Consider the following 19541-nt stretch of genomic DNA (forward strand, 5'->3'; position numbering starts at 1 on the left):
CTCTTACTGCTTCAGTTTGGGATCGAGCGCGTCACGCAGACCGTCACCCATCAGGTTAAATGCCAGCACCGTCAGCAGGATCGCAACCCCAGGGAAGGTCACAACCCACCAGGCACTCTGCGCGAACTGCAACACGTCGGCGAGCATGGTGCCCCACTCAGGTGTTGGCGGCTGCGCACCCATGCCGAGGAAGCCAAGGGCGGCCATATCGAGAATGGCGTTCGAGAAACCGAGCGACGCCTGAACAATCAGCGGCGCGAGGGTATTCGGGAAGATATTCACAAACATCTGGCGAACCGGACCGGCGCCCGCAACACGGGAAGCGGTGACGTAGTCGCGGTTAACTTCCACCAACACCGCAGCGCGGGTTAAACGCACATAGTGCGGCAGCGCAACGAAGGTCAGCGCCAGCGCGGCGTTACCGATAGACGGGCCGAAGATAGCCACCAGCACCAGCGCCAGCAGCAGGCTTGGCAGCGCCAGCATGATATCGACCACGCGCATGATGATGTTGTCGACCACGCCGCCGAAGTAACCGGCGACCAGGCCCAGCACGATGCCCATTACCAGCGACAGGACGACCACCAGGCAGCCGACCAGCAGCGACAGGCGTGCGCCGTACATCAGGCGGGAGAGCACATCGCGGCCCACGTCATCGGTGCCGAGGATGTAGCTCCAGCTGCCGCCTTCCTGCCAGACCGGCGGGCGCAGCAGCGCGTCGCGGAACTGCTCTGCGGGCGCGTGAGGCGCGATGAAGTTAGCGAACACGGCGATGAAGATCATTACGGCGACGTACACCAGGCCGATCACCGCCCCTTTATTACGTTTGAAGTAGTGCCAGAACTCCTGGAAAGGCGTCATCGGCTTGGGTGCTGCCACCACTTTGTTTTCAGTCAGTTGCGTCATGATGGCCCCTTATTTCTTATGGCGTATACGCGGGTTCACCACGCCGTACAGCAGGTCTACCAGCAGGTTGACGAGGATAATCATCGTCGCCACCAGCAGCACGCCGCCCTGGACTACCGGGTAGTCACGACGCTGCAGGGCGTCGATGAGCCAGCGGCCAAGACCCGGCCAGGAGAAGATAGTTTCCGTCAGGATGGCACCCGCAAGCAGGGTTCCGACCTGCAGGCCGATTACGGTGACCACCGGCAGCATCGCGTTGCGCAGCGCATGGACCACGATTACGCGCATACGCGTCAGGCCCTTGGCGCGAGCGGTACGGATGTAGTCTTCGCCCAGCACTTCCAGCATCGAGGAGCGGGTCATACGCACGATAACCGCCAGCGGGATAGTGCCCAACACGACGGCAGGCAGAACCATGTGGGCTACGGCGTCAATAAAGTCGCCCGGCTCGCCCCAGATAGCGGTGTCTATCAGCGCAAACCCGGTGAGCGGCAGGGAGTCATCAAGGAACACGGTGTCGCTCACGCGCCCGGAAACCGGCGTCAGGTTCCAGTGCACCGAGACCAGCATGATGAGCATCATGCCCCACCAGAAAATTGGCATGGAGTAGCCGGTCAGCGCGAGGCCCACGGCGGTGTGGTCGAAGATAGAGCCACGCTTCACGGCGGCAAGTACCCCGACCGGAATACCGACGGCAACGGCGAACATCATCGCGCAGATGCCGAGTTCCAGCGTCGCTTTAAAGCGTGGCACGAACTCGTCCCAGACCGGGAGGCGACTCTTTAATGAAATACCCAGATCGCCATGCATTACGCCCCAAATGTAATGGAGGTATTGCTGCCACATTGGCTTGTCGAGACCAAGCTCGGCCAGCAGCTGAGCATGGCGCTCAGGAGAAATACCGCGCTCTCCGGCCATGATCATTACCGGGTCTCCGGGGATCATATGCACGAAAGCGAAGGTGAGTAGGGTAATACCTATAAACGTGGGGATGACTAACCCCAGTCGTCGGAGGATGAACTGCAGCATATCCCGGATTCTCTGTAGTGACGGAAAGCCTGGTAACTGTTCCGTCTGTATTGCTCACAAATGTTTCCCCTCTCCCTTTGAGGGAGAGGGAATAAAGCACGTAACTTTTATTATTCGACGGACACGTTTTCGAAGTGGTGTTTGCCCAGCGGATCGACCACGTAGCCTTTGACTTCTTTACGCACTGGCTCGAACACGGTGGAGTGAGCGATGATCAGCGCAGGCGCCTGATCGTGCATCACAACCTGAGCCTGTTTGTACAGTTCAATACGCTTGTTGTGGTCGTCGGTTGCGCGAGCCGGCTGAATCAGGTCTTCAAACGGCTTGTAGCACCAGCGAGAGTAGTTAGAACCGTCTTTCGCCGCGGCACAGCTGAACAGGGTCGCGAAGAAGTTATCCGGATCCCCATTGTCGCCGGTCCAGCCCATCATTACGGCCTGGTGCTCGCCCGCTTTAGCACGCTTCAGGTACTCGCCCCACTCGTAGGTCACGATTTTGGCGGTCACGCCCACTTTCGCCCAGTCAGCCTGAATCATCTCGGCCATGCGGCGAGCGTTCGGGTTATAAGGACGCTGTACCGGCATAGCCCACAGGTCAACGGTGAAGCCTTTATCCTGGCCCGCTTCTTTCAGCAGCGCTTTCGCTTTTTCAGGATCGTAGGTGTAGTCCTTCACGTCATCGTTGTAGCCCCACATGGTTGGTGGGATCAGGTTTTTAGCCGCGGTGCCCGCGCCCTGATAAACCGCTTTGATGATCGCTTCTTTGTTTACCGCGTAGGTCAGCGCCTGGCGCACTTTCACGTCGTCAAACGGCTTCTTCTCGGTGTTGAAGGAGAGGTAGCCCACGTTCAAGCCGGCCTGTTCCATCAGATTGATGTTTTTGTCTTCTTTCATGCGGGCGATGTCAGCCGGGTTCGGGAACGGCATCACCTGACATTCGTTTTTCTGCAGCTTGGCGTAACGCACGGAAGCGTCTGGGGTGATGGAGAAGACCAGACGATCGATCTTCGGCTTGGCGCCCCAGTAGCCTTCAAAGGCTTTATACAGAATACGGGAGTCTTTCTGGTACTGCAGCAGCTGGAATGGGCCGGTACCGATTGGGTTCAGGTCGGTTTTTTCCGGGGTGCCGGCTTTCATCATGTTGTCGGCATATTCTTTAGAAAGAATAGAGGCGAAGTCCATGGCCATGTCCGCGAGGAACGGCGCTTCTGGACGTGCCAGCACGAACTGCACGGTGTTGTCGTCGACTTTCTTGATTTCGGTAATCAGGTCAGGCAGGCCCATACCTTCGAAGTATTCATAGCTGCCGCCAGAAACTTTGTGGTACGGGTTGTCTTTGTTTTTCTGACGGTCGAAGGAGAACACAACGTCGTCGGCGTTAAAATCACGAGTCGGTTTGAAGTCTTTATTGTCCTGCCACTTCACGCCTTTACGCAGGTGGAAGGTGTAGGTTTTGCCGTCCGGGCTAACGTCCCATTTCTCAGCGAGGCCTGGGATGATTTCGGTGGTGCCGGTTTTGAATTCTACCAGTCGGTTATAAATTGGAACGGAGCTGGCATCGTAAGTCGTGCCGGAGGTGAACAGCTGTGGGTTAAAGCCCTCTGGGGAACCTTCTGAACAGTAAACCAGGGTTTTGGCTTGTACGCTTGCTGCAACGGTCATGGCAACCAGGCTCAGACCAAATTTCAGCATCCCTGACTTCTTCAAGGAAATACTCATTATTCTGCTCCAATTATGTGTCGTGTTGTGTTTTGTAACCGTCTGACCATTGTTATTTGTGGGTGGTCGGTACGGTGTGCCCGGAGGCAGTGGTGAGGCTAGCAGTTCCTTTCGCGAGTCATGCATGGAGGTAGCACAGACGGTCCGTAAATAGCTCCTCTCGTCCTACAATCTGTCAACAGATTAAGGAAACGTCAATACAGGTTACGGGGATTTACAAGCAAGGTGGGATTTAGCGGGCAAAGATTAAAAAAACCTTCAGGGGTCATTTCCAGCAGGGAAATTTATGCTACAGGCTTGTTACCAGAATATTACACTGATTAATTTGCAACCTACAGAGGGAATCGATTGCCTTGAATGGGTAAAATTTTGTGTTAAATGATGAATTGTTGCACGATTTATTTTGTGATCTGCATCGCTCACAGCGGAAAATGCTGTCTCCCATCATAAGCGACGGCGCAAAAAACCACGGTTTTCCATAACCAAACACGATGACTTAATGTGGCCTGGCAGAGGCCAAAATAGCAGAACCTGATGCGAATAAACCCGTGGGCTGAAGAGAATAAAACACCCCGCGATACGGAGTGTTTTATTCAAATGCGTGCCGCAGTGAATCGGTTAGTTCACGGCTTTATTTGGAACGTGACACCAGTTGTTGTTCTGGTTAATCCCGCCGTTGGGTGAGGTATACCCCAGGCAGCCGAGAATAGTGTCGTACAGCTCAACGTGGCGATGCGGCACCTTCATTTTTGCCTGTTCCTGCAGGTGTTTAAAGGACTCGGCGAACGTTGGGTTCTCCAGATACTTGTCCGAGGCCCAAATCATCAGCGGCACGCGGAACTGCTCTGGCGGAGCCATAGCTCGCGGCGTGCCGTGCAGGTGCATTGAGTCGCTGATGGACTCACCGTGATCCGCGGCGTAGAAAACAATCGCCTTCTTATCGCGCACCTGGTCAATCACGCTGTCGATCATCGTATCGATGTACAGCACCGAGTTATCAAAGGCGTTGATCAGGTGTTCCTTTGAACAACCTTTTTCGAGGTTGATGCACTCAGGCGTCCATTTCGCAAAGCTGCGCGGATAGCGCTGAGCGTAGGAGAAGTGAGAACCCTTGGTGTGCAGGATAATAAGATGTTTGCCATCGGGGTTGCGATTGAGCGACTGCTTCATCTCATCCACTAACAGCATATCGTCCACGGTTTTACCGCGGTTACGAGGCTCAGCGGCAATTTGTTCGCGGAAGGCCAGGGTGTCCGGCATGGCATTTTTATAGAACCAGACTTCGCTCTGCATGGCGTACAGGTCGGAGCTAAAGCCCAGCTGTTTCAGGACCGCAAAAACATTCTGCTCTTTGAGGGTTCGCTGAGGGTTATCTTCAGCTCCGCCTTCGCGCACGAACATGCAGCGCAGCGAGAGTTTAGTGGCGGTATCGCAGGACTGGCCGCGAAAAGCGACCAGGTTTTTCTCTTTAGAGAGTTTTGGCGTGGTGTCGCGGTCATAGCCGAGCAGGCCCATGTGATCCCAGCGGGTTGTCTCGCCGATAATAAACACCACGTAGGTGTCATCCATGCCTGGCGGCGCGACGTAGGTGAATTTTTTCGTTGGGTTCATCAGAGAACCGTTACCGTCAGATTCGTCGGCCTGTGCCCAGGCAAACAGCCCCAGCGAGGAAACCCAGTTTACCGGAACATAGGAACTCGCCACGACGCCGCCGTAGCTTGCCATATCTGTGGTTGAGCCGCGCTCATCGTTGGACTGTATTTCACCCAGCGTACGCAGCGGCGCCCAAACCAGTAAGCCTGCGCAGACGACGATAGCGATGTTTTTAATGCGTTGGCCAGGGGTTTTCAGCTGCTGAAGCAGCGTATCTTGTGACCTGTTCGTCCAGATCAGATACAGCGGTATAAGGCTAACCAGCACCATCCAGATAGCGAAGTGATAGCCCACCACTTCTTTAGACAGGTCGATATCAGTGGTCATCACCGAGGCAATAATGCCGTAGCCGATCACCACGTTGAAGAAGGTCATATAGTAGCTGGCGGCCACCGAGCAAAGCACTACAAAGGTAGCCAGCACGCGCCAGAGGTTGCGGCCAAAAATCGACAGCAGGCGGAACAGGAAAAACGTCACCAGCAGGCAGGCGAAAAACTCAGTTGCAGCGGCAAGGCCCTTCCAGGCGATGAAAACCTGTGCCCGGCTATCAAAGCGTTGATAGAAAACAGAAATATTTAAAAACCAACCAATGTAGACCCCGAGCAGTAAACATAATTTCTGCTGGGACATTGTCTTAAAGTAATTCATGCAGGGTATCCTGGCGATATAAACATATTAGCGCTTATCAGACCGTGGGGTTCGAGCGTAGTTCTCTATGAGGGGTGAATTCAAAGAAAAATCTCATCTCCGCGTCAAAACTCAGCGGCGGCTAGTAGAGCACAGGATAAGAGGGATGTATCCAGATACGTGACGATCCGGCCCGTTATTTACAGTTGGCGCCTCAGATCTTTGATGGTGAGTTAATTACCTTACTTGTAGGCAGTGGCCCAATCCTGACCTGCGCTTCTGGAATAAAAAAAGCCGCCCGAGTAGGCGGCTGTATCTGCTGATTATCAGGAATAATCAGGCGTGTGCGTGTTTGTGGTTCAGCGCTGTACGGGCTGGCTGACGAATCGTGGTGGAAATCGCCAGGGAGAGAATCAGCAGGGCGAAGATGACGCAGAAGGTGACGTAGAAGCCGCCAAACAGCGAGGCGATGATGGAGCCGCAGATGCTGCCGATACCGAAGCCCAGGTAAATCACGCCGTAGTTTTTAGTCAGGTTGTTCAGGCCGAAGAATTCGCTGACCAGAGAAGGGTAAACGGTGATGGTGCCGCCAAAGTTAAAGGCAACGCAGGCGATGGCCGCAAAGAACGTCATTTCGTTCAGCGGGGCAAACAGCAGGGCCGCCATACCGACCAGAGAAATCACCTGGCCAATCGTGATAACGCGAATACGGGCGATTTTATCGGACAGAATACCGAGGATAAGGCGGCCGCTCAGGTTAGCAATTGAGATAACGGTCACCGCGTTGGCGGCGGACATTGCATCCAGGCGCACCATGCCCTGCGCGATATCTTTTGCTACGCCGATAACGTACAGGCCGCTCATGCAGGCGGTCAGGAACATCAGCGCCAGCATCCAGTACTGTGGCTGACGCATAGATTCCGCCAGGGTGAAGTCTGTTTTCGCCGCGCCGTTTGCGGTTTTGGTTTCCTGCAGCGGAGCATCTTTCATCATGGTGGCGCCGAACAGCACCATGACCATCGCCAGGCCGCCCCAAATCATAAAGGTGTTTTCGAGGCCGTAGGCCGCCAGCAGATGGGTATCAATATATTTAAAACCGAGGCTGCCGAGGCCATAGGCACCGATGGAGAAAGCAGAAATCAGGCCTTTGCGCTCCGGGAACCATTTCACGCAGTTAGACAGCGTCAGCAGGTAGCCTGCGCCGTCGGCCAGGCCGACCAGTACGCCTGCGGTGAGCCACAGCATCATCAGGTTGTTGGCGTGCGCGGTGAAGAACAGACCGGCACCGAGCAGCACGCCTGCCGCCATGGTGACCTTACGCACGCCGAAGCGGTCCTGCAGTTTGCCCGCTATGGAAGAGGAGATGGCGAGGCCCAGGCTCAGCAGGCCGAAGGAGAAGGCGACCTGGCTGATAGGGGCGTCCAGCTTCTGGGACAGCGCGCTGTTGAACAGGCTCCAGGTATAAACGGAACCCAGTGCGAACTGGGTAATGATGGTCCCGATGAGGGTTAACCAGCGAGTACGGTTGTAGGTGGCAGTGTTCATGGCAGATGTCCTGCGGATCTAAGGGAAGTTATCTGCCGCCTACGATAGCGAAGCGCCGTTTATTCCAGGAAAAAACGGCATGAAATGCGTGGAGAACGGAATGAAATGCCTCTGAGGCGGTATGAACGGCCTCCACAATGCATGTTGAGTTCTGTTGGTTAGTGCTTGCTATCAATCTATTGTGCGTGATTGCTGTATATTAAATGTTAAATCATAAATGGGACATAGTTAACACTTTGCAAAATCATCAGTGCTAAATCACCTTTCTTTGATCTCGTTTAGGGTTGCGAAACGCCCCGGATTCACTATTGTCAGATTGTGAATTTGCCCGCGGGTGCGGAAGGTGATGAGGGAGAACGAAATGGAACGTTGTGGCTGGGTCACTCAGGATCCGCTGTATCTGGACTATCACGACAAAGAATGGGGCGTGCCGGTCACCGACGGGCAAAAGCTGTTTGAGATGATCTGTCTTGAAGGCCAGCAGGCAGGGCTATCGTGGATAACCGTGCTAAAAAAACGTGAGAACTACCGCCAGCGCTTCAGGAATTTCGACCCTTATGCCGTCGCGCTGATCCAGCCGGAAGAGGTGGATGAGCTGATGCAGGACGCCGGGATTATCCGCCATCGTGGGAAAATTGAGGCCATTATCAATAACGCCAAAGCCTTTCTGGCGATGAAGGCCAACGGAGAGAAATTCCCCGAGTTCGTCTGGGCCTTCGTGGAGAATAAGCCGCAGATCTCGCATGCCGCCTCGCTCAGCGAAGTTCCAGCCTTTACGCCAACCTCAGATGCGTTGTCTAAAGCGCTGAAGAAACGCGGCTTTAAGTTCGTGGGATCGACAATCTGCTATTCGTTTATGCAGGCCTGCGGCCTGGTCAATGACCATGTGACGGGCTGCTTCTGCCACCCAGATTTTCGCCAATGATCCGGCCCTTTAACGCCGGGGAAATGGATGCGCTGATGGCGCTCTGGCTTGAGAGCACCATCGACGGGCATCCGTTTATCGCGGAAAGCTACTGGCATGAGAGCGTGAACCTGGTGCGCAATGTGTATATCCCGCAGTCAAAAACGTGGGTCTATTTGCATGAGCGGCAGCTGGTGGGGTTTATCAGCGTCATGGAGAAGCAGTTTATTGGCGCGCTGTTCGTGGCACCTTCCTGCACGGGGCAAGGCATCGGCGGCAAGCTGCTGGAGAAGGCCAAAGAGGAATACCCGGCCTTGACCCTCGAGGTGTACCAGAAAAATCGCCAGGCGGTACATTTCTACCACCGCCACGGCTTTCGCATAGAAGAAAGCGCGTGGCAGGAAGAGACGCAGCACCCGACGTGGATTATGGGCTGGCAGGCGGATCAAACGCCGTCACCGTAGGCGCCGGACCGGTAAATTTCTCTGCCCAGACGAGGGAGTTGTTTGCCGCGCAGCCGTTAGCCAGCCGTGAAGACGGAATATCCATCGTGAGTACGTTAACCGCGCCGTTTTTGCACAGGTTATCTTCGTCCAGATCGGGCCATGCACCCTGGTGGATACAGACCACGCCGGGCCTGATGCCGTCGGTAACCTGAGCGCCCACCAGGACCTGCCCGCGAGCGTTCCATACCCGCACTAAATCTCCGTGCTCAATGCCGCGCGCTTTGGCGTCAATCGGATGCAGCGTAATAGGTTCACGTCCCGCTATCGCATACTGGTCGCGCAGCGCGGCGTAGTTTAGCTGGCTGTGCAGGCGGTGTGCTGGATGGGATGAGAGCAGCTGCAGCTGGCCGGAAGCAGCGTTGCCCTGCCATTCGTCAGGTGCCAGCCAGCTTGGATGCGGCGGGCAATCCTGGTAGCCAAAGCTGGCGATGCGCTCGGAATAGATTTCAATCTTACCGCTCGGCGTTTTGAGCGGGTTTGCTTCAGGATCTTCGCGAAAAGCTGAGAAGCGAATGAATTCAGCATTTTTCGCGTTTTCTGGCATTTCTATCAGCTGGTTAGCTTCCCAGAAGTCGTTAAATTCCGGAAGTTCGATCCGTTGGGCTGCGCCTCGTTGGCGGGCAATGTCATAGAAACTCTCCAGCCATTCAAGCTCGCTTTTTCCTTCACTGAACCGTTCTTTACCGCCGGTTTCCCATTTTTCACTCAGTTCAGCAAAGATATCAAAATCATTCCACGCCTCGCCCTGCGGGGAAACCACCTGCTTCATCGGCACAAGGTGTTGGTTACTGTAATCCCCGGTCATCGTCATGTCGTTTCGCTCGAACGAGGTGGTTACCGGCAGAACGATATCGGCGTGTTTTGCCGCCGCCGTCCAGAAACATTCGGAGATAACGATCAGCTCCGGCTTCTGCCAGGCTGCGGCAAGACGGTTTGTGTCCTGATGATGGGTGAAGTTGCTGCCACCCGCCCACCAAAGCATGCGGAGGTCGGGGAAGGTGTGCTGTCTGCCGTTATGCTGATAGGCCACCCCTGGATTTTCCAGCGCCTCGACGATACGTGCCACGGGGATTTTTTCTACTGCGTCGGTGCCGCCAGCAAGCGAGCCCTGTAGCGAGCCGGGCACGGCCGCGCTACGTGTCGGGTTACCGCCGTTGGCAAAGTGATAGGAAAGACCAAAGCCGCCGCCAGGCGTGCCTATCTGGCCCAGCATCGCCGCCAGCGTGACCAGCATCCAGTGTTTTTGCTCACCGTATTGCTGGCGCTGCATGCCCCAACCGGCCATCAGCATGGTGCGTTTTTGGCTGAAAAGGTCCGCCAGCTTTTCGATTGTGTCTGCCGGAATACCGCAGATCTCAGCGGCCCAGGCCGCATTTTTCGGGATGCCGTCGGTGTTGCCGAGCAGGTAGGCTTCAAACTTGTCGTAGCCATAGGTGCAGCGTGCCAGGAAGGCCGTATCGTGCCTGCCATGCACAACCAGCGTGTGGGCAATGCCGAGCATTAGCGCTACGTCGGTGCCCATGTGCGGGGCGATCCATTCGGCGCGTGCCCCGAAGAAGTCGACGGTTTCTGAACGCATCGGGTCGATGGCGATAATCGTTTTGCCGCTGTTTTTTAGCTGCTCGAAGTACTTCACGCCCTGTTCGTCGCTGGCATTCCAGGCGATTTTCAGCGTATTAAGCGGGTTCGCGCTCCACACCACCACCACGTCGCTGTGCTCAAGCAGCAGCGGCCAGCTGGTTTGCTGCTGGTAAACCTCATTGGAGCCGACCACGTAGGGCATGATCACCTGCGCGGCACCGGTCGAGTAGTCGCCGGAGTGCCCGGTATAGCCGCCCGCCAGGCTCATGTAGCGCTGAAGCAGCGTGGAGGCTTTGTGCAGCACGCCGTTGGAGCGCCAGCCGTAGGAGCCTGCGAAAATTGCCGCCGGGCCGTAGTTCTCCCGAATGCGTTTGTGCTGCTGGTGAATCAGCGTCAGCGCGTCATCCCAGCTGATGCGCACATACTCATCTTTGCCTCGAACGCCCTGTGGCTTATCCGGCGAGGCCAGAAAGCCTTTACGCGCCATGGGAAACGCGACGCGAGCTTTGCTGTGAACCTGATCCGGCACCGCGCTTTGCAGGGAGTTTTGATGACCGGTTTCAAGCGCGCCGCGAGAGTGATAAACACGTTCTCCGTCGGTTTCGACCAGCATGGGGCCCCAGTGCGCGGCAGTGAGGATCTGTTTACGTGAAGAGGATGAATTGGCCAATTTGGGCTCCGCGATTGCAGGCGGTGGGCTATGCCCACTCAATTTGCGACAACTATTCAGAATACTTACCGGAATTTTCTACACGAATTATCGTCATAATCAATCGCCGGGTTCGTATCCGGCAAAGGATGAATAAGGATTGAAGGAAATAAGATGAAAAAACGCGTCATGATTATCGCCGCCGTCGTGTGTGGCACCTTAGCGGTTTCTGGCTGTACCACTAACCCGTACACCGGTGAAAGCCAGGCCGGGAAATCAGGGATAGGAGCCGGAATTGGCTCGCTGGTAGGGGCTGGCGTAGGGGTTCTTTCGTCATCGAAGAAAGATCGCGGTAAAGGCGCTCTGATTGGCGCGGCCGCGGGTGCAGCGCTCGGGGGCGGTGTGGGCTATTACATGGATGTGCAGGAAGCCAAACTGCGCGACAAAATGCGTGGAACCGGCGTGAGCGTGACCCGCAGCGGCGATAACATCGTGCTGAATATGCCGAATAACGTCACCTTCGACAGCAGTAGCGCCACCCTGAAACCGGCGGGGGCCAATACCCTGAGCGGCGTGGCGATGGTACTGAAAGAATATCCAAAAACGGCGGTTAACGTGGTCGGCTATACCGACAGTACCGGCAGCAAAGAGCTGAACATGCGTCTGTCACAGCAGCGTGCGGACGGCGTAGGCAGCGCGCTGATTACCCAGGGCGTTGACGCGAGCCGTATTCGCACCTCCGGTGCAGGCCCGGCGAATCCTATCGCCAGCAACAGCACTGCGGAAGGCAAAGCGCAAAACCGTCGCGTAGAAATCACCCTGAGTCCTTTGGGGTAATCTGGCTCACTGCGGTTCAGATTTTCCGATAACCGCATAAAAAAAACCGGCGCTCCAGGCGCCGGTGAGACTGCTGACAAAGTTCATTGCTCTAAAAAAGTCCGAACCCAGGTCTACTAAAAACAATGAATAATGTTCTCTGGTTTGCCCCAAACAGTCGAAAACCACGTTTTTCGGCTGTTTGTCATCAATGTGACCGGCGCTCCAGGCGCCGGTGAGACTGCTGACAAAGTTCATTGCTCTAAAAAAGTCCGAACCCAGGTCTACTAAAAACAATGAATAATGTTCTCTGGTTTGCCCCAAACAGTCGAAAACCACGTTTTTCGGCTGTTTGTCATCAATGTGACCGGCGCTCCAGGCGCCGGTTTTCAATCGTCTAAACGCAAACCTTATTGCGGATAAGGCACCCAGTCGCCGCCGCTCAGGCGGACATAAGGCTTATCCTGGTACTTCACCACCACCGCCGTAGAGTTTTCGGAAACCGGGGCGGTTTGCGGCAGGTTGCCGGTCAGCGCGTTCCAGTCGACCTGGTCGGCGACAAAGTTCTTGCCGTCTATCGAGCGGGAAACCAGTTCAGAAATCGCCAGATAGCTGCTTGGCTGAGTGATTTCAATGGCATCGCCGCCGTGTGGCGCCTTCATACCGACGAACTTCACGCCTGCAGGAACGTGGGTGATATCCGGGCTTGGGATATCACGCAGGCCCGACACCTGCATTTTGTCGCCTTTCAGCGCCGCGCCGTGCTCCGGCACAATCACCACCATCACTTTACGGTTCGACTTCTCAAGCTCGGTCAGGAATGAGTCCAGCTCATCAAACAGCTTCTGGGCACGTACCTTATAGTCTGCAGGCTTGCTGTTCCCCGGATAGTGGTTGCCATCATGCAGCGGTACCAGGTTGTAGAAGGTGGCGGTACGCGGGTTAACCCCGTCGTTCTGCTCACCCTGCAGCCAGCGGTGCAGCACGGCAGTGTCGTCGTAAATTGGCGAATTGTCGAACGCCTGCAGGTCGCTTGGCAGCCCGCTTTGATCCATCAGAGGCACCTGAATGCCGCCGTACTCACGGACTTCTTTCAGGAAGTCGCCGAACACGCCGTTATGATCCATCATCAGCTGCTGCTTAAAGCCCAGGCGGGCAAGATCGTCAAACAGATAGCACTGGTTGCCCTCTGGCTCATACAGACCTTTATGCGTGGACTGGCCGCAGCTGGCGCGGAGCAGGCGAATAGCCGCCGGGCCGCTGTAAGACGTCGCCGAGTTGAAGTTTTTAAACAGAATATCGAAGTGTTTCCACAGCGGATGCGAACTGAGGCCCACCGCCTCGATATCGGACCAGGAAAGCGAGCAGATGTTAATGATCAGCAGCTCAAAAGGCTGAGCGTCTGCGGGCAGCGCGTCCGGGAATTTGGTCTGCCGTTTAGCTTCGCTGGCATAGAAGCTGTTCAGCCACGCGGTGATGTTATCGCTGGTCGGTGGTGCCGTTTGCGCCGGAATATCACCGGGAACCGGGGCCAGCGTATTGCCGGAAGTTGTTGCCCCAGCCGTGCCGCCAGCGTTAACGGAGGCTGTCGTTTGCGACGTCGACGGCAGTAAAGAGATAGCCGGGCCGGCCACGGTTAGCAGGTTCAGCCACACCAGGATTGCCACGACGAAGACCGTGACGCGCAGCCACTGCGAGACAAACAGCCAGGCAACCAGCAGCACAAACGCCGCGCCGATCATCTGCCAGTTAATAAAGCGTGTCACCAGGTCGAGAAGGTAGTCTGCGCTAAAGCCGACAACCTGCGAGCCCTGGCTCATGATGCTGTCAGGTCCCGGCAGCCAGGTATCGTGCCAGAACAGGCCAATCCCTACCGGCAGGGCTATCCAGTTGCGCAGCTTATGAAGTTTGAGCGGCGGCAGCGGGAACAGCAAAAAGGCCAGAAAGACCAGGTTTGCCAGCGGGTGAAAATTAAGATAGCCGGTCCACAGCAGCCCGAACTTCAACAGGAAGTAGTAGTTCCAGCCACCCAGGCCACGCCAGTATTGCAGAAAATAGGCTGGCGACTTTGCCGTTTGAGAGTGATTAGTCATGTTGATGGTCTGCCTTGACGGAAGTTCGGCGCAGCGTTCCGGCCGGTTTAACGTAGCGTGGTTTTAAAAACATCAGCCGTACCGAAGCGGTAAGGCGAGGAAGCCAGCGGCGAGCGGTGTAGCCCAGCGGAATAAAAATAATCGCGCAAAGCACGATGAGCTGAATGATGTCGGTGATGTTCATCATGGTGTCTGCTCCCTCGGCGTGTCATCCAGCAGCGTGATGGGCGTTGGCTCCCGACGCCAGCCGTGCCCTTCGCGGCTGACATGGCGCACGGTGTTCAGGTCGAGGGTGGCGGCAAGCGGCTTCGCCCACTTCTCCGGACGCATGGCCTGCATCTGGAGTATTTCAGCCGTGATTTGGCTGTCTTCAAACCACACCATGCGGTTGGTGAAAATGTCGTTCACCGGCAGCGGGAATATGTGATTCAGCGCGGTATCGAGATCGTTAATTCGGCAGAAAGAGAGGAACAGCACCAGCCGGTTTTCGCCGAGGGTGACGATATCGCCCATGCGGTTCGGACGGCACAGCGTCAGCGCCTGCTCAACCCGCAGCCCTGGCACCGGGCGCAGCGCGACCATTACGCCTTTGCCGTCTTCCGGCAGCAAAGCGTTGTTCATCAGCGTGCCGATGCCGTTGCAGAAGACGTCCCACGGCTGGTAGCCGCGCAGCTTCAGCGGCTGCATCTGGTCTATCAGGACGCTAATGTCTTCCGGCACATGGCGGGTAAACTTCGCGCCCTGCACGCTTTCTATCATCGTCAGACAGCGTGAAAGCGGGGCGTTCCACGGAATAATCAGCGTGGCGCCGCAGCCCAGTAAAAGCCTTTCGTCGGTGGCGCGCAGGCTGGCCTGGTTTTCGCGGACAACGAGTTTGAGCGCACTGCCGCGCTGGCGGCGGAGCGAGTGGATCTGGCGGGCAATGCTGTTGATTTGGCCGTTCTGGGTGAGAGAGAAAATGATCGTCGCGGCCTGCGCGGTTCGCGCCGCTTCAAACAGCTGCTCGTTGTTGTCGAAGAGCTGCCAGTTTTCCGACAGGGCAGGGGCTCCTTCCAGCACCGCAATGTGGCTGAGGACGCGTTTTTCATCGCTGCGGGGCTGAGGGGCGTTTTCGGAATTTTCCTGCACCTGCCACGCTTCATTTTGCCATTGAATATTAAGTTGTTGATCGGCTGTGACGCCTCTCTCATTACACCAGAAGGCTACGTCATAACGGTGAATATCACTTTGTGCGCGCAGGCTGGCGAGGCCGGAAAGGCTGCGATGTTCGCTGACTAATAATGAGAATTGTTTGTCATTATTATTTCCGACATTGACAAAAAGCAGACTGCACTTAATGCGTTTGGTCCATTTTCCCATCGCGGCAAGCCAATGGCGCAGGTCGGCTGTTGATATATTGTCCCAAACGTTATCTGAGCTTAAGAGTATAAAAAAGTAGTGTTCGGGATTAATGCTGCACATCAAATCACGGCGCAGCGAGTTGAGCCCATTGATAGTCGAAGGCATCGTAAAAAGGCGTATTTTCTCCGGGCCTTTCGTCGAGTCGAGCTTTATCGTTTGTTTTGGCCTGGCTGACATTGCAATGACGGCAACGTTTGCATCCGAGTTTTGGGCTGCAACTGTTTGATTAACAATGTTTATTGCGTCATCCTGACGTTCTACGTTTAGCCACCAGATGCCGCCTGCGGGCATATGGCTCAATTCGTTCCACAATGAACGGATGCCAAGCGAAAATATGGGTTCCATGGCGTCCCCTGGAGATAAATTAGTATGTATGTCAGTTTACTAGCGTAAGCTAAGAAAGAAACCTACCATTGAAAATAAACAGCATCAGTTTTAGCATTGTAAAACACTTTTCGTTTTCCGGACATTTGCCGTTATCGCTGGTGACGAAACCTGCCCGAGGGATGACTACCAAAATGCAAGATGAAGAGACTGGCAATGCTCAGGAAAACAAGCTTGTTTATGCCTTCCAAAATGATTTTCTGGCGCTAAGTAAAGCATTCTCACTGCCGGAAATAGATTACACCGATATATCGCAGCAGGAACAGCTGGCGGCGGCAATTAAGCGCTGGCCGTTGCTGGCGGAATTAACGCAACAATAGGGAGTAGGCCTGATGGCTGTCATTGGGTTGCAGGGGTTGCGTGGTGGCGTAGGGACGACTTCTATCACCGCGGCACTTGGCTGGTCGTTGCAGCAGCTTGGGGAGTCGGTACTGGTGATAGATATCTCGCCAGATAACCTGCTGCGCATGTTTTATAATATTGATTTCGCAGAGCCTAAGGGCTGGGCGCGTGCCATGCTGGATAACGAAGACTGGCGCAAAAGCGCGTGGCGTTATACCAGCCACCTCGACGTGCTGCCGTTTGGTCAACTGAGCCCGGCTGAGCATGAAACGTTCGAGACGGTGGAAAAAGCCCTCGGGCAGTTCAGCCATTTTCTCGCTGACCTGAAAGCGAGCCAGCAATACCAGTGGATTTTACTGGACTTACCTCACGGCTTTAACGCATTAACGCGTCAGATTCTGGCGCAAACCGATAGCGTACTGACGGTGGTAAAACCGGACACCAACTGCCATATCCGCCTGCACCAGCAGGCCCTGCCTAAAGGCGCGCACTTACTGGTGAACTATCTTCTGGTAGCGAGCCAATTGCAGGACGATATCTACCAAATCTGGCTGCAGAGCCAGCGCACGATGATCCCTATTATTCTCCACCGGGATGAGGCGATGGCCGAAAGCGCCGCGGTAAAACAGCCGCCTGGCGAGCATCGTCCGGACTCACTTATCGCAGAAGAAATTATGACGCTCGCTAACTGGTGCCTGCTGAACCTTTCAGGGAAGAAGCATGAGTAACCTGGCGTCGTGGCTGTTACTTCCTGCTGCCAGCCGGCGGTTGGGGGAGCGTTATCGTACTTTCCGTCGCAACGGCGCTCCGCCGTTCAGCGCCGTGCTGGGCTGCATAGTCTTTATTCTGGCGTGGATTGTTCTGCCGCTTGAAGGCCAGCGCTGGAGCCGCATACGCGCCGAGCATGACCAGCTTTATCCGCACATCAATCCCGACAGGCCTCGGCCGCTGGACGCTGTCCGTTACGCTATTCAAAGCCTGTGGCTGATGCTTCGTGCCGGCAAGAAAAGCGGGCGCCCTCGCGTGCGTTCTTTTGCCCGAATTCAGGCGTGGCGCGAGAGCTGGCATGACTGGCTGAATAAGCTGCCGGAAAACTTTAGCAATCGCACCCAGCACCTCGAAGAGAAGAAAGAGCTTGGCCATATCAGCCACACCGCCCGGCGTATTATTCTGGGCGCGATCGTGGTCTTTTCCGCCGTGCTGGCCCTGCTTTGCATCACTCAGCCGTTTAACCCGCTGTCGCAGCTTATCTTCCTGCTGCTGCTGTGGGGCGTCGCGCTGCTGGTTCGCCGGTTGCCCGGGCGTTTTGCCGCTCTGATGCTGATCGTGCTGTCGCTGACCGTTTCCTGCCGCTATATCTGGTGGCGCTACACCTCGACCCTTAACTGGAACGATCCGGTGAGCCTTGCCTTCGGGCTGGGGCTGTTGTTTGCCGAGACGTACGCCTGGCTGGTGCTGGTGATGGGGTATTTCCAGGTGGTGTGGCCGCTTAACCGCCAGCCGGTGCCGATGCCAAAAGACATGAGCACCTGGCCGGTGGTAGATATTTTTGTCCCGACTTATAACGAAGAACTGCACGTTGTGAAGGGCACCATCTACGCCTCGCTGGGCATAGACTGGCCGAAGGACAAGCTGAACATCTGGATTCTGGACGACGGCGGGCGCGAGGAGTTTAAGCAGTTCGCCGATATGGTCGGGGTAAATTATATCGCTCGCCCAACGCACGAGCACGCCAAAGCGGGGAACATCAATAACGCGCTGAAGCATGCCAAAGGTGATTTCGTCGCCATCTTCGACTGCGACCACGTGCCAACGCGCTCCTTCCTGCAGCTGACTATGGGCTGGTTCTTCAAAGAGAAACAGCTGGCGATGATGCAGACGCCGCACCACTTCTTCTCGCCCGACCCGTTCGAGCGCAACCTTGGGCGTTTTCGTAAAACGCCTAACGAAGGCACGCTGTTCTACGGGCTGGTGCAGGACGGGAACGACATGTGGGATGCCACGTTCTTCTGCGGTTCCTGTGCGGTGATCCGCCGTGGGCCGCTGGACGAAATTGGCGGTATCGCCGTCGAAACGGTGACCGAAGATGCGCACACTTCGCTGCGCCTGCACCGGCGCGGCTACACCTCGGCTTATCTGCGTATTCCGCAGGCGGCTGGGCTGGCAACGGAAAGCCTTTCGGCGCACATCGGGCAGCGTATTCGCTGGGCGCGCGGCATGACGCAGATTTTCCGTCTCGATAACCCGTTCTTCGGCAAAGGGCTGAAGTTTGCCCAGCGACTCTGTTACGCCAACGCCATGTTCCACTTCCTGTCGGGGATCCCGCGGCTTATCTTCCTGACTGCGCCGCTGGCGTTTCTGCTGTTCCACGCCTATATCATTTACGCCCCGGCTATCATGATTGCGCTGTTTGTTCTGCCGCACATGGTTCACGCCAGCCTGACCAACTCCAAAATTCAGGGCAAGTACCGCCATTCGTTCTGGAGTGAAATCTATGAAACGGTGCTGGCGTGGTATATCGCCCAGCCTACGCTGGTGGCGCTATTCAACCCGCACAAAGGGAAGTTCAACGTCACCGCGAAAGGTGGGTTAGTTGAAAACGAGTACGTAGACTGGGTGATCACAAGGCCGTACCTCGTGCTGGTGCTGGTTAACCTGCTGGGCGTTGCCGTTGGGGCATGGCGTTTCTTCTACGGCCCCGAAAACGAGGCGCTAACGGTGGTGGTGAGCCTGCTTTGGGTATTCTACAACCTGATTATTCTCGGTGGCGCAGTCGCCGTTTCGGTTGAGAGTAAGCAGGTCAGGCGCGCGCACCGCGTTGAAATCGCCATGCCGGCGGCGCTGGCGCGTGAAGACGGCCATCTGTTCCCCTGCACCGTGCACGACTATTCAGACGGCGGGGTAGGCATCAAGATTCATGGCCCAACGCAGGTGCTGGAAGGCCAAAAAGTGAATCTGCTGCTCAAGCGTGGGGCGCAGGAGTTCTTCTTCCCGGCCCAGGTGATGAGGGTCTTTGGTGACGAAGTCGGCCTGCAGCTGGCGCAGATGACCACCAAACAACATATTGATTTTATTCAGTGTACTTTTGCCCGCGCCGACACCTGGGCGCTATGGCAGGACAGTTTCCCTGAGGATAAGCCGCTGGAAAGCCTGGTGGATATTCTCAAGCTTGGTTTCCGGGGCTACCGGCACCTCGCGGAGTTTGCTCCACCGTCATTGAAGTTTATTTTCCACGCGATCACCGTGCTGGTTGACTGGGTTGTGTCGTTTATTCCGCACAGCCCGACGGCCGAACCAGCAAAACGGCGGACCTTGTCTGCATTGGCCTGACGAGATTGCTTATGAAGAGGGAGGAAGCGTGGTTTTTCCCTTTTTGTAGCCGGCAAC

The 19541-nt window shown here is 55.8% G+C and carries 16 protein-coding genes; 6 read left to right on the forward strand and 10 right to left on the reverse strand.

All coding sequences use genetic code 11. From position 1 onward, the window contains the following. Positions 1-3 precede the first annotated feature (3 nt). The 5 genes from dppC to JT31_RS12585 all read right to left on the reverse strand — a co-directional run bounded on the left by dppC (position 4) and on the right by JT31_RS12585 (position 7478). Entirely contained in the window at positions 4-906 is a 903-nt protein-coding gene (gene dppC, locus JT31_RS12565; RefSeq protein ID WP_038477481.1) for a dipeptide ABC transporter permease DppC, read from the reverse strand. A gap of 9 nt (positions 907-915) precedes the next feature. After that, positions 916-1935: a dipeptide ABC transporter permease DppB gene (gene dppB / locus JT31_RS12570; RefSeq protein WP_038477484.1), complete on the reverse strand. Its 1020-nt coding sequence runs from the start codon at positions 1933-1935 to the stop codon at positions 916-918. Positions 1936-2045: 110 nt separating this feature from the next. Continuing rightward, positions 2046-3653: a dipeptide ABC transporter periplasmic-binding protein DppA gene (gene dppA / locus JT31_RS12575; protein WP_038477487.1), complete on the reverse strand. Its 1608-nt coding sequence runs from the start codon at positions 3651-3653 to the stop codon at positions 2046-2048. A gap of 618 nt (positions 3654-4271) precedes the next feature. Next, positions 4272-5954 (reverse strand): kdo(2)-lipid A phosphoethanolamine 7''-transferase, encoded by a 1683-nt coding sequence (eptB, locus tag JT31_RS12580; protein WP_038477490.1) that lies wholly within the window; start codon positions 5952-5954, stop codon positions 4272-4274. Positions 5955-6269: 315 nt separating this feature from the next. Then, a complete protein-coding gene (locus JT31_RS12585; RefSeq protein ID WP_038477493.1) occupies positions 6270-7478 on the reverse strand; it encodes an MFS transporter in 1209 nt (402 codons plus the stop codon). A gap of 361 nt (positions 7479-7839) precedes the next feature. Between JT31_RS12585 and tag the strand changes: the two genes are divergently transcribed. Both tag and JT31_RS12595 read left to right on the forward strand, forming a co-directional pair. Then, on the forward strand, positions 7840-8403 hold the full coding sequence (gene tag / locus JT31_RS12590; protein WP_038477498.1) for a DNA-3-methyladenine glycosylase I: 564 nt from the start codon (positions 7840-7842) through the stop codon (positions 8401-8403). Continuing rightward, positions 8400-8846: an N-acetyltransferase gene (locus JT31_RS12595; protein ID WP_038477501.1), complete on the forward strand. Its 447-nt coding sequence runs from the start codon at positions 8400-8402 to the stop codon at positions 8844-8846. Before tag ends, JT31_RS12595 begins: the two co-directional genes overlap by 4 nt. On the opposite strand, the gene JT31_RS12600 is transcribed toward JT31_RS12595, so the two are convergent. Then, positions 8809-11082: a molybdopterin guanine dinucleotide-containing S/N-oxide reductase gene (locus JT31_RS12600; protein ID WP_235212934.1), complete on the reverse strand. Its 2274-nt coding sequence runs from the start codon at positions 11080-11082 to the stop codon at positions 8809-8811. The genes JT31_RS12595 and JT31_RS12600 overlap by 38 nt on opposite strands. Positions 11083-11292: 210 nt before the next feature. Here JT31_RS12600 and JT31_RS12605 point away from each other — a divergent pair, with 210 nt between their 5' ends. Further along, on the forward strand, positions 11293-11955 hold the full coding sequence (locus JT31_RS12605) for an OmpA family lipoprotein (protein ID WP_038477507.1): 663 nt from the start codon (positions 11293-11295) through the stop codon (positions 11953-11955). Positions 11956-11961: 6 nt separating this feature from the next. On the opposite strand, the gene JT31_RS12610 is transcribed toward JT31_RS12605, so the two are convergent. From JT31_RS12610 to bcsE, 4 genes are read right to left on the reverse strand one after another with little or no spacing between them, the layout of a single operon-like run. Then, positions 11962-12327, reverse strand: coding sequence for a hypothetical protein (locus JT31_RS12610; protein ID WP_038477509.1), 366 nt, complete (start codon positions 12325-12327; stop codon positions 11962-11964). A gap of 17 nt (positions 12328-12344) precedes the next feature. Then, a complete protein-coding gene (bcsG, locus tag JT31_RS12615) occupies positions 12345-14027 on the reverse strand; it encodes a cellulose biosynthesis protein BcsG (RefSeq protein WP_038477512.1) in 1683 nt (560 codons plus the stop codon). Beyond that, the gene (gene bcsF, locus JT31_RS12620) at positions 14020-14211 is read right to left on the reverse strand and encodes a cellulose biosynthesis protein BcsF (protein ID WP_235212935.1); all 192 of its coding nucleotides are present in this window, start codon (positions 14209-14211) and stop codon (positions 14020-14022) included. Before bcsF ends, bcsG begins: the two co-directional genes overlap by 8 nt. Then, positions 14211-15773, reverse strand: coding sequence for a cellulose biosynthesis protein BcsE (gene bcsE, locus JT31_RS12625; RefSeq protein ID WP_038477518.1), 1563 nt, complete (start codon positions 15771-15773; stop codon positions 14211-14213). The genes bcsF and bcsE overlap by 1 nt, the downstream gene beginning before the upstream one ends. Positions 15774-15946: 173 nt before the next feature. Here bcsE and bcsR point away from each other — a divergent pair, with 173 nt between their 5' ends. The 3 genes from bcsR to bcsA are packed head-to-tail and all read left to right on the forward strand — an operon-like array spanning position 15947 to position 19484. Then, a complete protein-coding gene (gene bcsR / locus JT31_RS12630) occupies positions 15947-16132 on the forward strand; it encodes a cellulose biosynthesis protein BcsR (protein WP_038483072.1) in 186 nt (61 codons plus the stop codon). Positions 16133-16144: 12 nt separating this feature from the next. Next, on the forward strand, positions 16145-16882 hold the full coding sequence (bcsQ, locus tag JT31_RS12635; protein WP_038477520.1) for a cellulose biosynthesis protein BcsQ: 738 nt from the start codon (positions 16145-16147) through the stop codon (positions 16880-16882). Continuing rightward, positions 16875-19484 (forward strand): UDP-forming cellulose synthase catalytic subunit, encoded by a 2610-nt coding sequence (gene bcsA / locus JT31_RS12640; protein ID WP_038477522.1) that lies wholly within the window; start codon positions 16875-16877, stop codon positions 19482-19484. Before bcsQ ends, bcsA begins: the two co-directional genes overlap by 8 nt. Positions 19485-19541: the final 57 nt, after the last annotated feature.

This window comes from Cedecea neteri (assembly GCF_000757825.1).
Classification (GTDB): Bacteria; Pseudomonadota; Gammaproteobacteria; order Enterobacterales; family Enterobacteriaceae; genus Cedecea; species Cedecea selenatireducens.

Coding starts and splice junctions, on each gene's coding strand:
- bcsA (WP_038477522.1), top strand. CDS start 16,875: ATGAGTAACCTGGCGTCGTGGCTGTTACTTCCTGCTGCCAGCCGGCGG.
- dppC (WP_038477481.1), bottom strand. CDS start 906: ATGACGCAACTGACTGAAAACAAAGTGGTGGCAGCACCCAAGCCGATG.
- JT31_RS12585 (WP_038477493.1), bottom strand. CDS start 7,478: ATGAACACTGCCACCTACAACCGTACTCGCTGGTTAACCCTCATCGGG.
- dppA (WP_038477487.1), bottom strand. CDS start 3,653: ATGAGTATTTCCTTGAAGAAGTCAGGGATGCTGAAATTTGGTCTGAGC.
- bcsQ (WP_038477520.1), top strand. CDS start 16,145: ATGGCTGTCATTGGGTTGCAGGGGTTGCGTGGTGGCGTAGGGACGACT.
- JT31_RS12605 (WP_038477507.1), top strand. CDS start 11,293: ATGAAAAAACGCGTCATGATTATCGCCGCCGTCGTGTGTGGCACCTTA.
- dppB (WP_038477484.1), bottom strand. CDS start 1,935: ATGCTGCAGTTCATCCTCCGACGACTGGGGTTAGTCATCCCCACGTTT.
- JT31_RS12595 (WP_038477501.1), top strand. CDS start 8,400: ATGATCCGGCCCTTTAACGCCGGGGAAATGGATGCGCTGATGGCGCTC.
- bcsE (WP_038477518.1), bottom strand. CDS start 15,773: ATGGAACCCATATTTTCGCTTGGCATCCGTTCATTGTGGAACGAATTG.
- eptB (WP_038477490.1), bottom strand. CDS start 5,954: ATGAATTACTTTAAGACAATGTCCCAGCAGAAATTATGTTTACTGCTC.
- bcsG (WP_038477512.1), bottom strand. CDS start 14,027: ATGACTAATCACTCTCAAACGGCAAAGTCGCCAGCCTATTTTCTGCAA.
- bcsR (WP_038483072.1), top strand. CDS start 15,947: ATGCAAGATGAAGAGACTGGCAATGCTCAGGAAAACAAGCTTGTTTAT.
- bcsF (WP_235212935.1), bottom strand. CDS start 14,211: ATGAACATCACCGACATCATTCAGCTCATCGTGCTTTGCGCGATTATT.
- tag (WP_038477498.1), top strand. CDS start 7,840: ATGGAACGTTGTGGCTGGGTCACTCAGGATCCGCTGTATCTGGACTAT.
- JT31_RS12600 (WP_235212934.1), bottom strand. CDS start 11,082: ATGCTGGTCGAAACCGACGGAGAACGTGTTTATCACTCTCGCGGCGCG.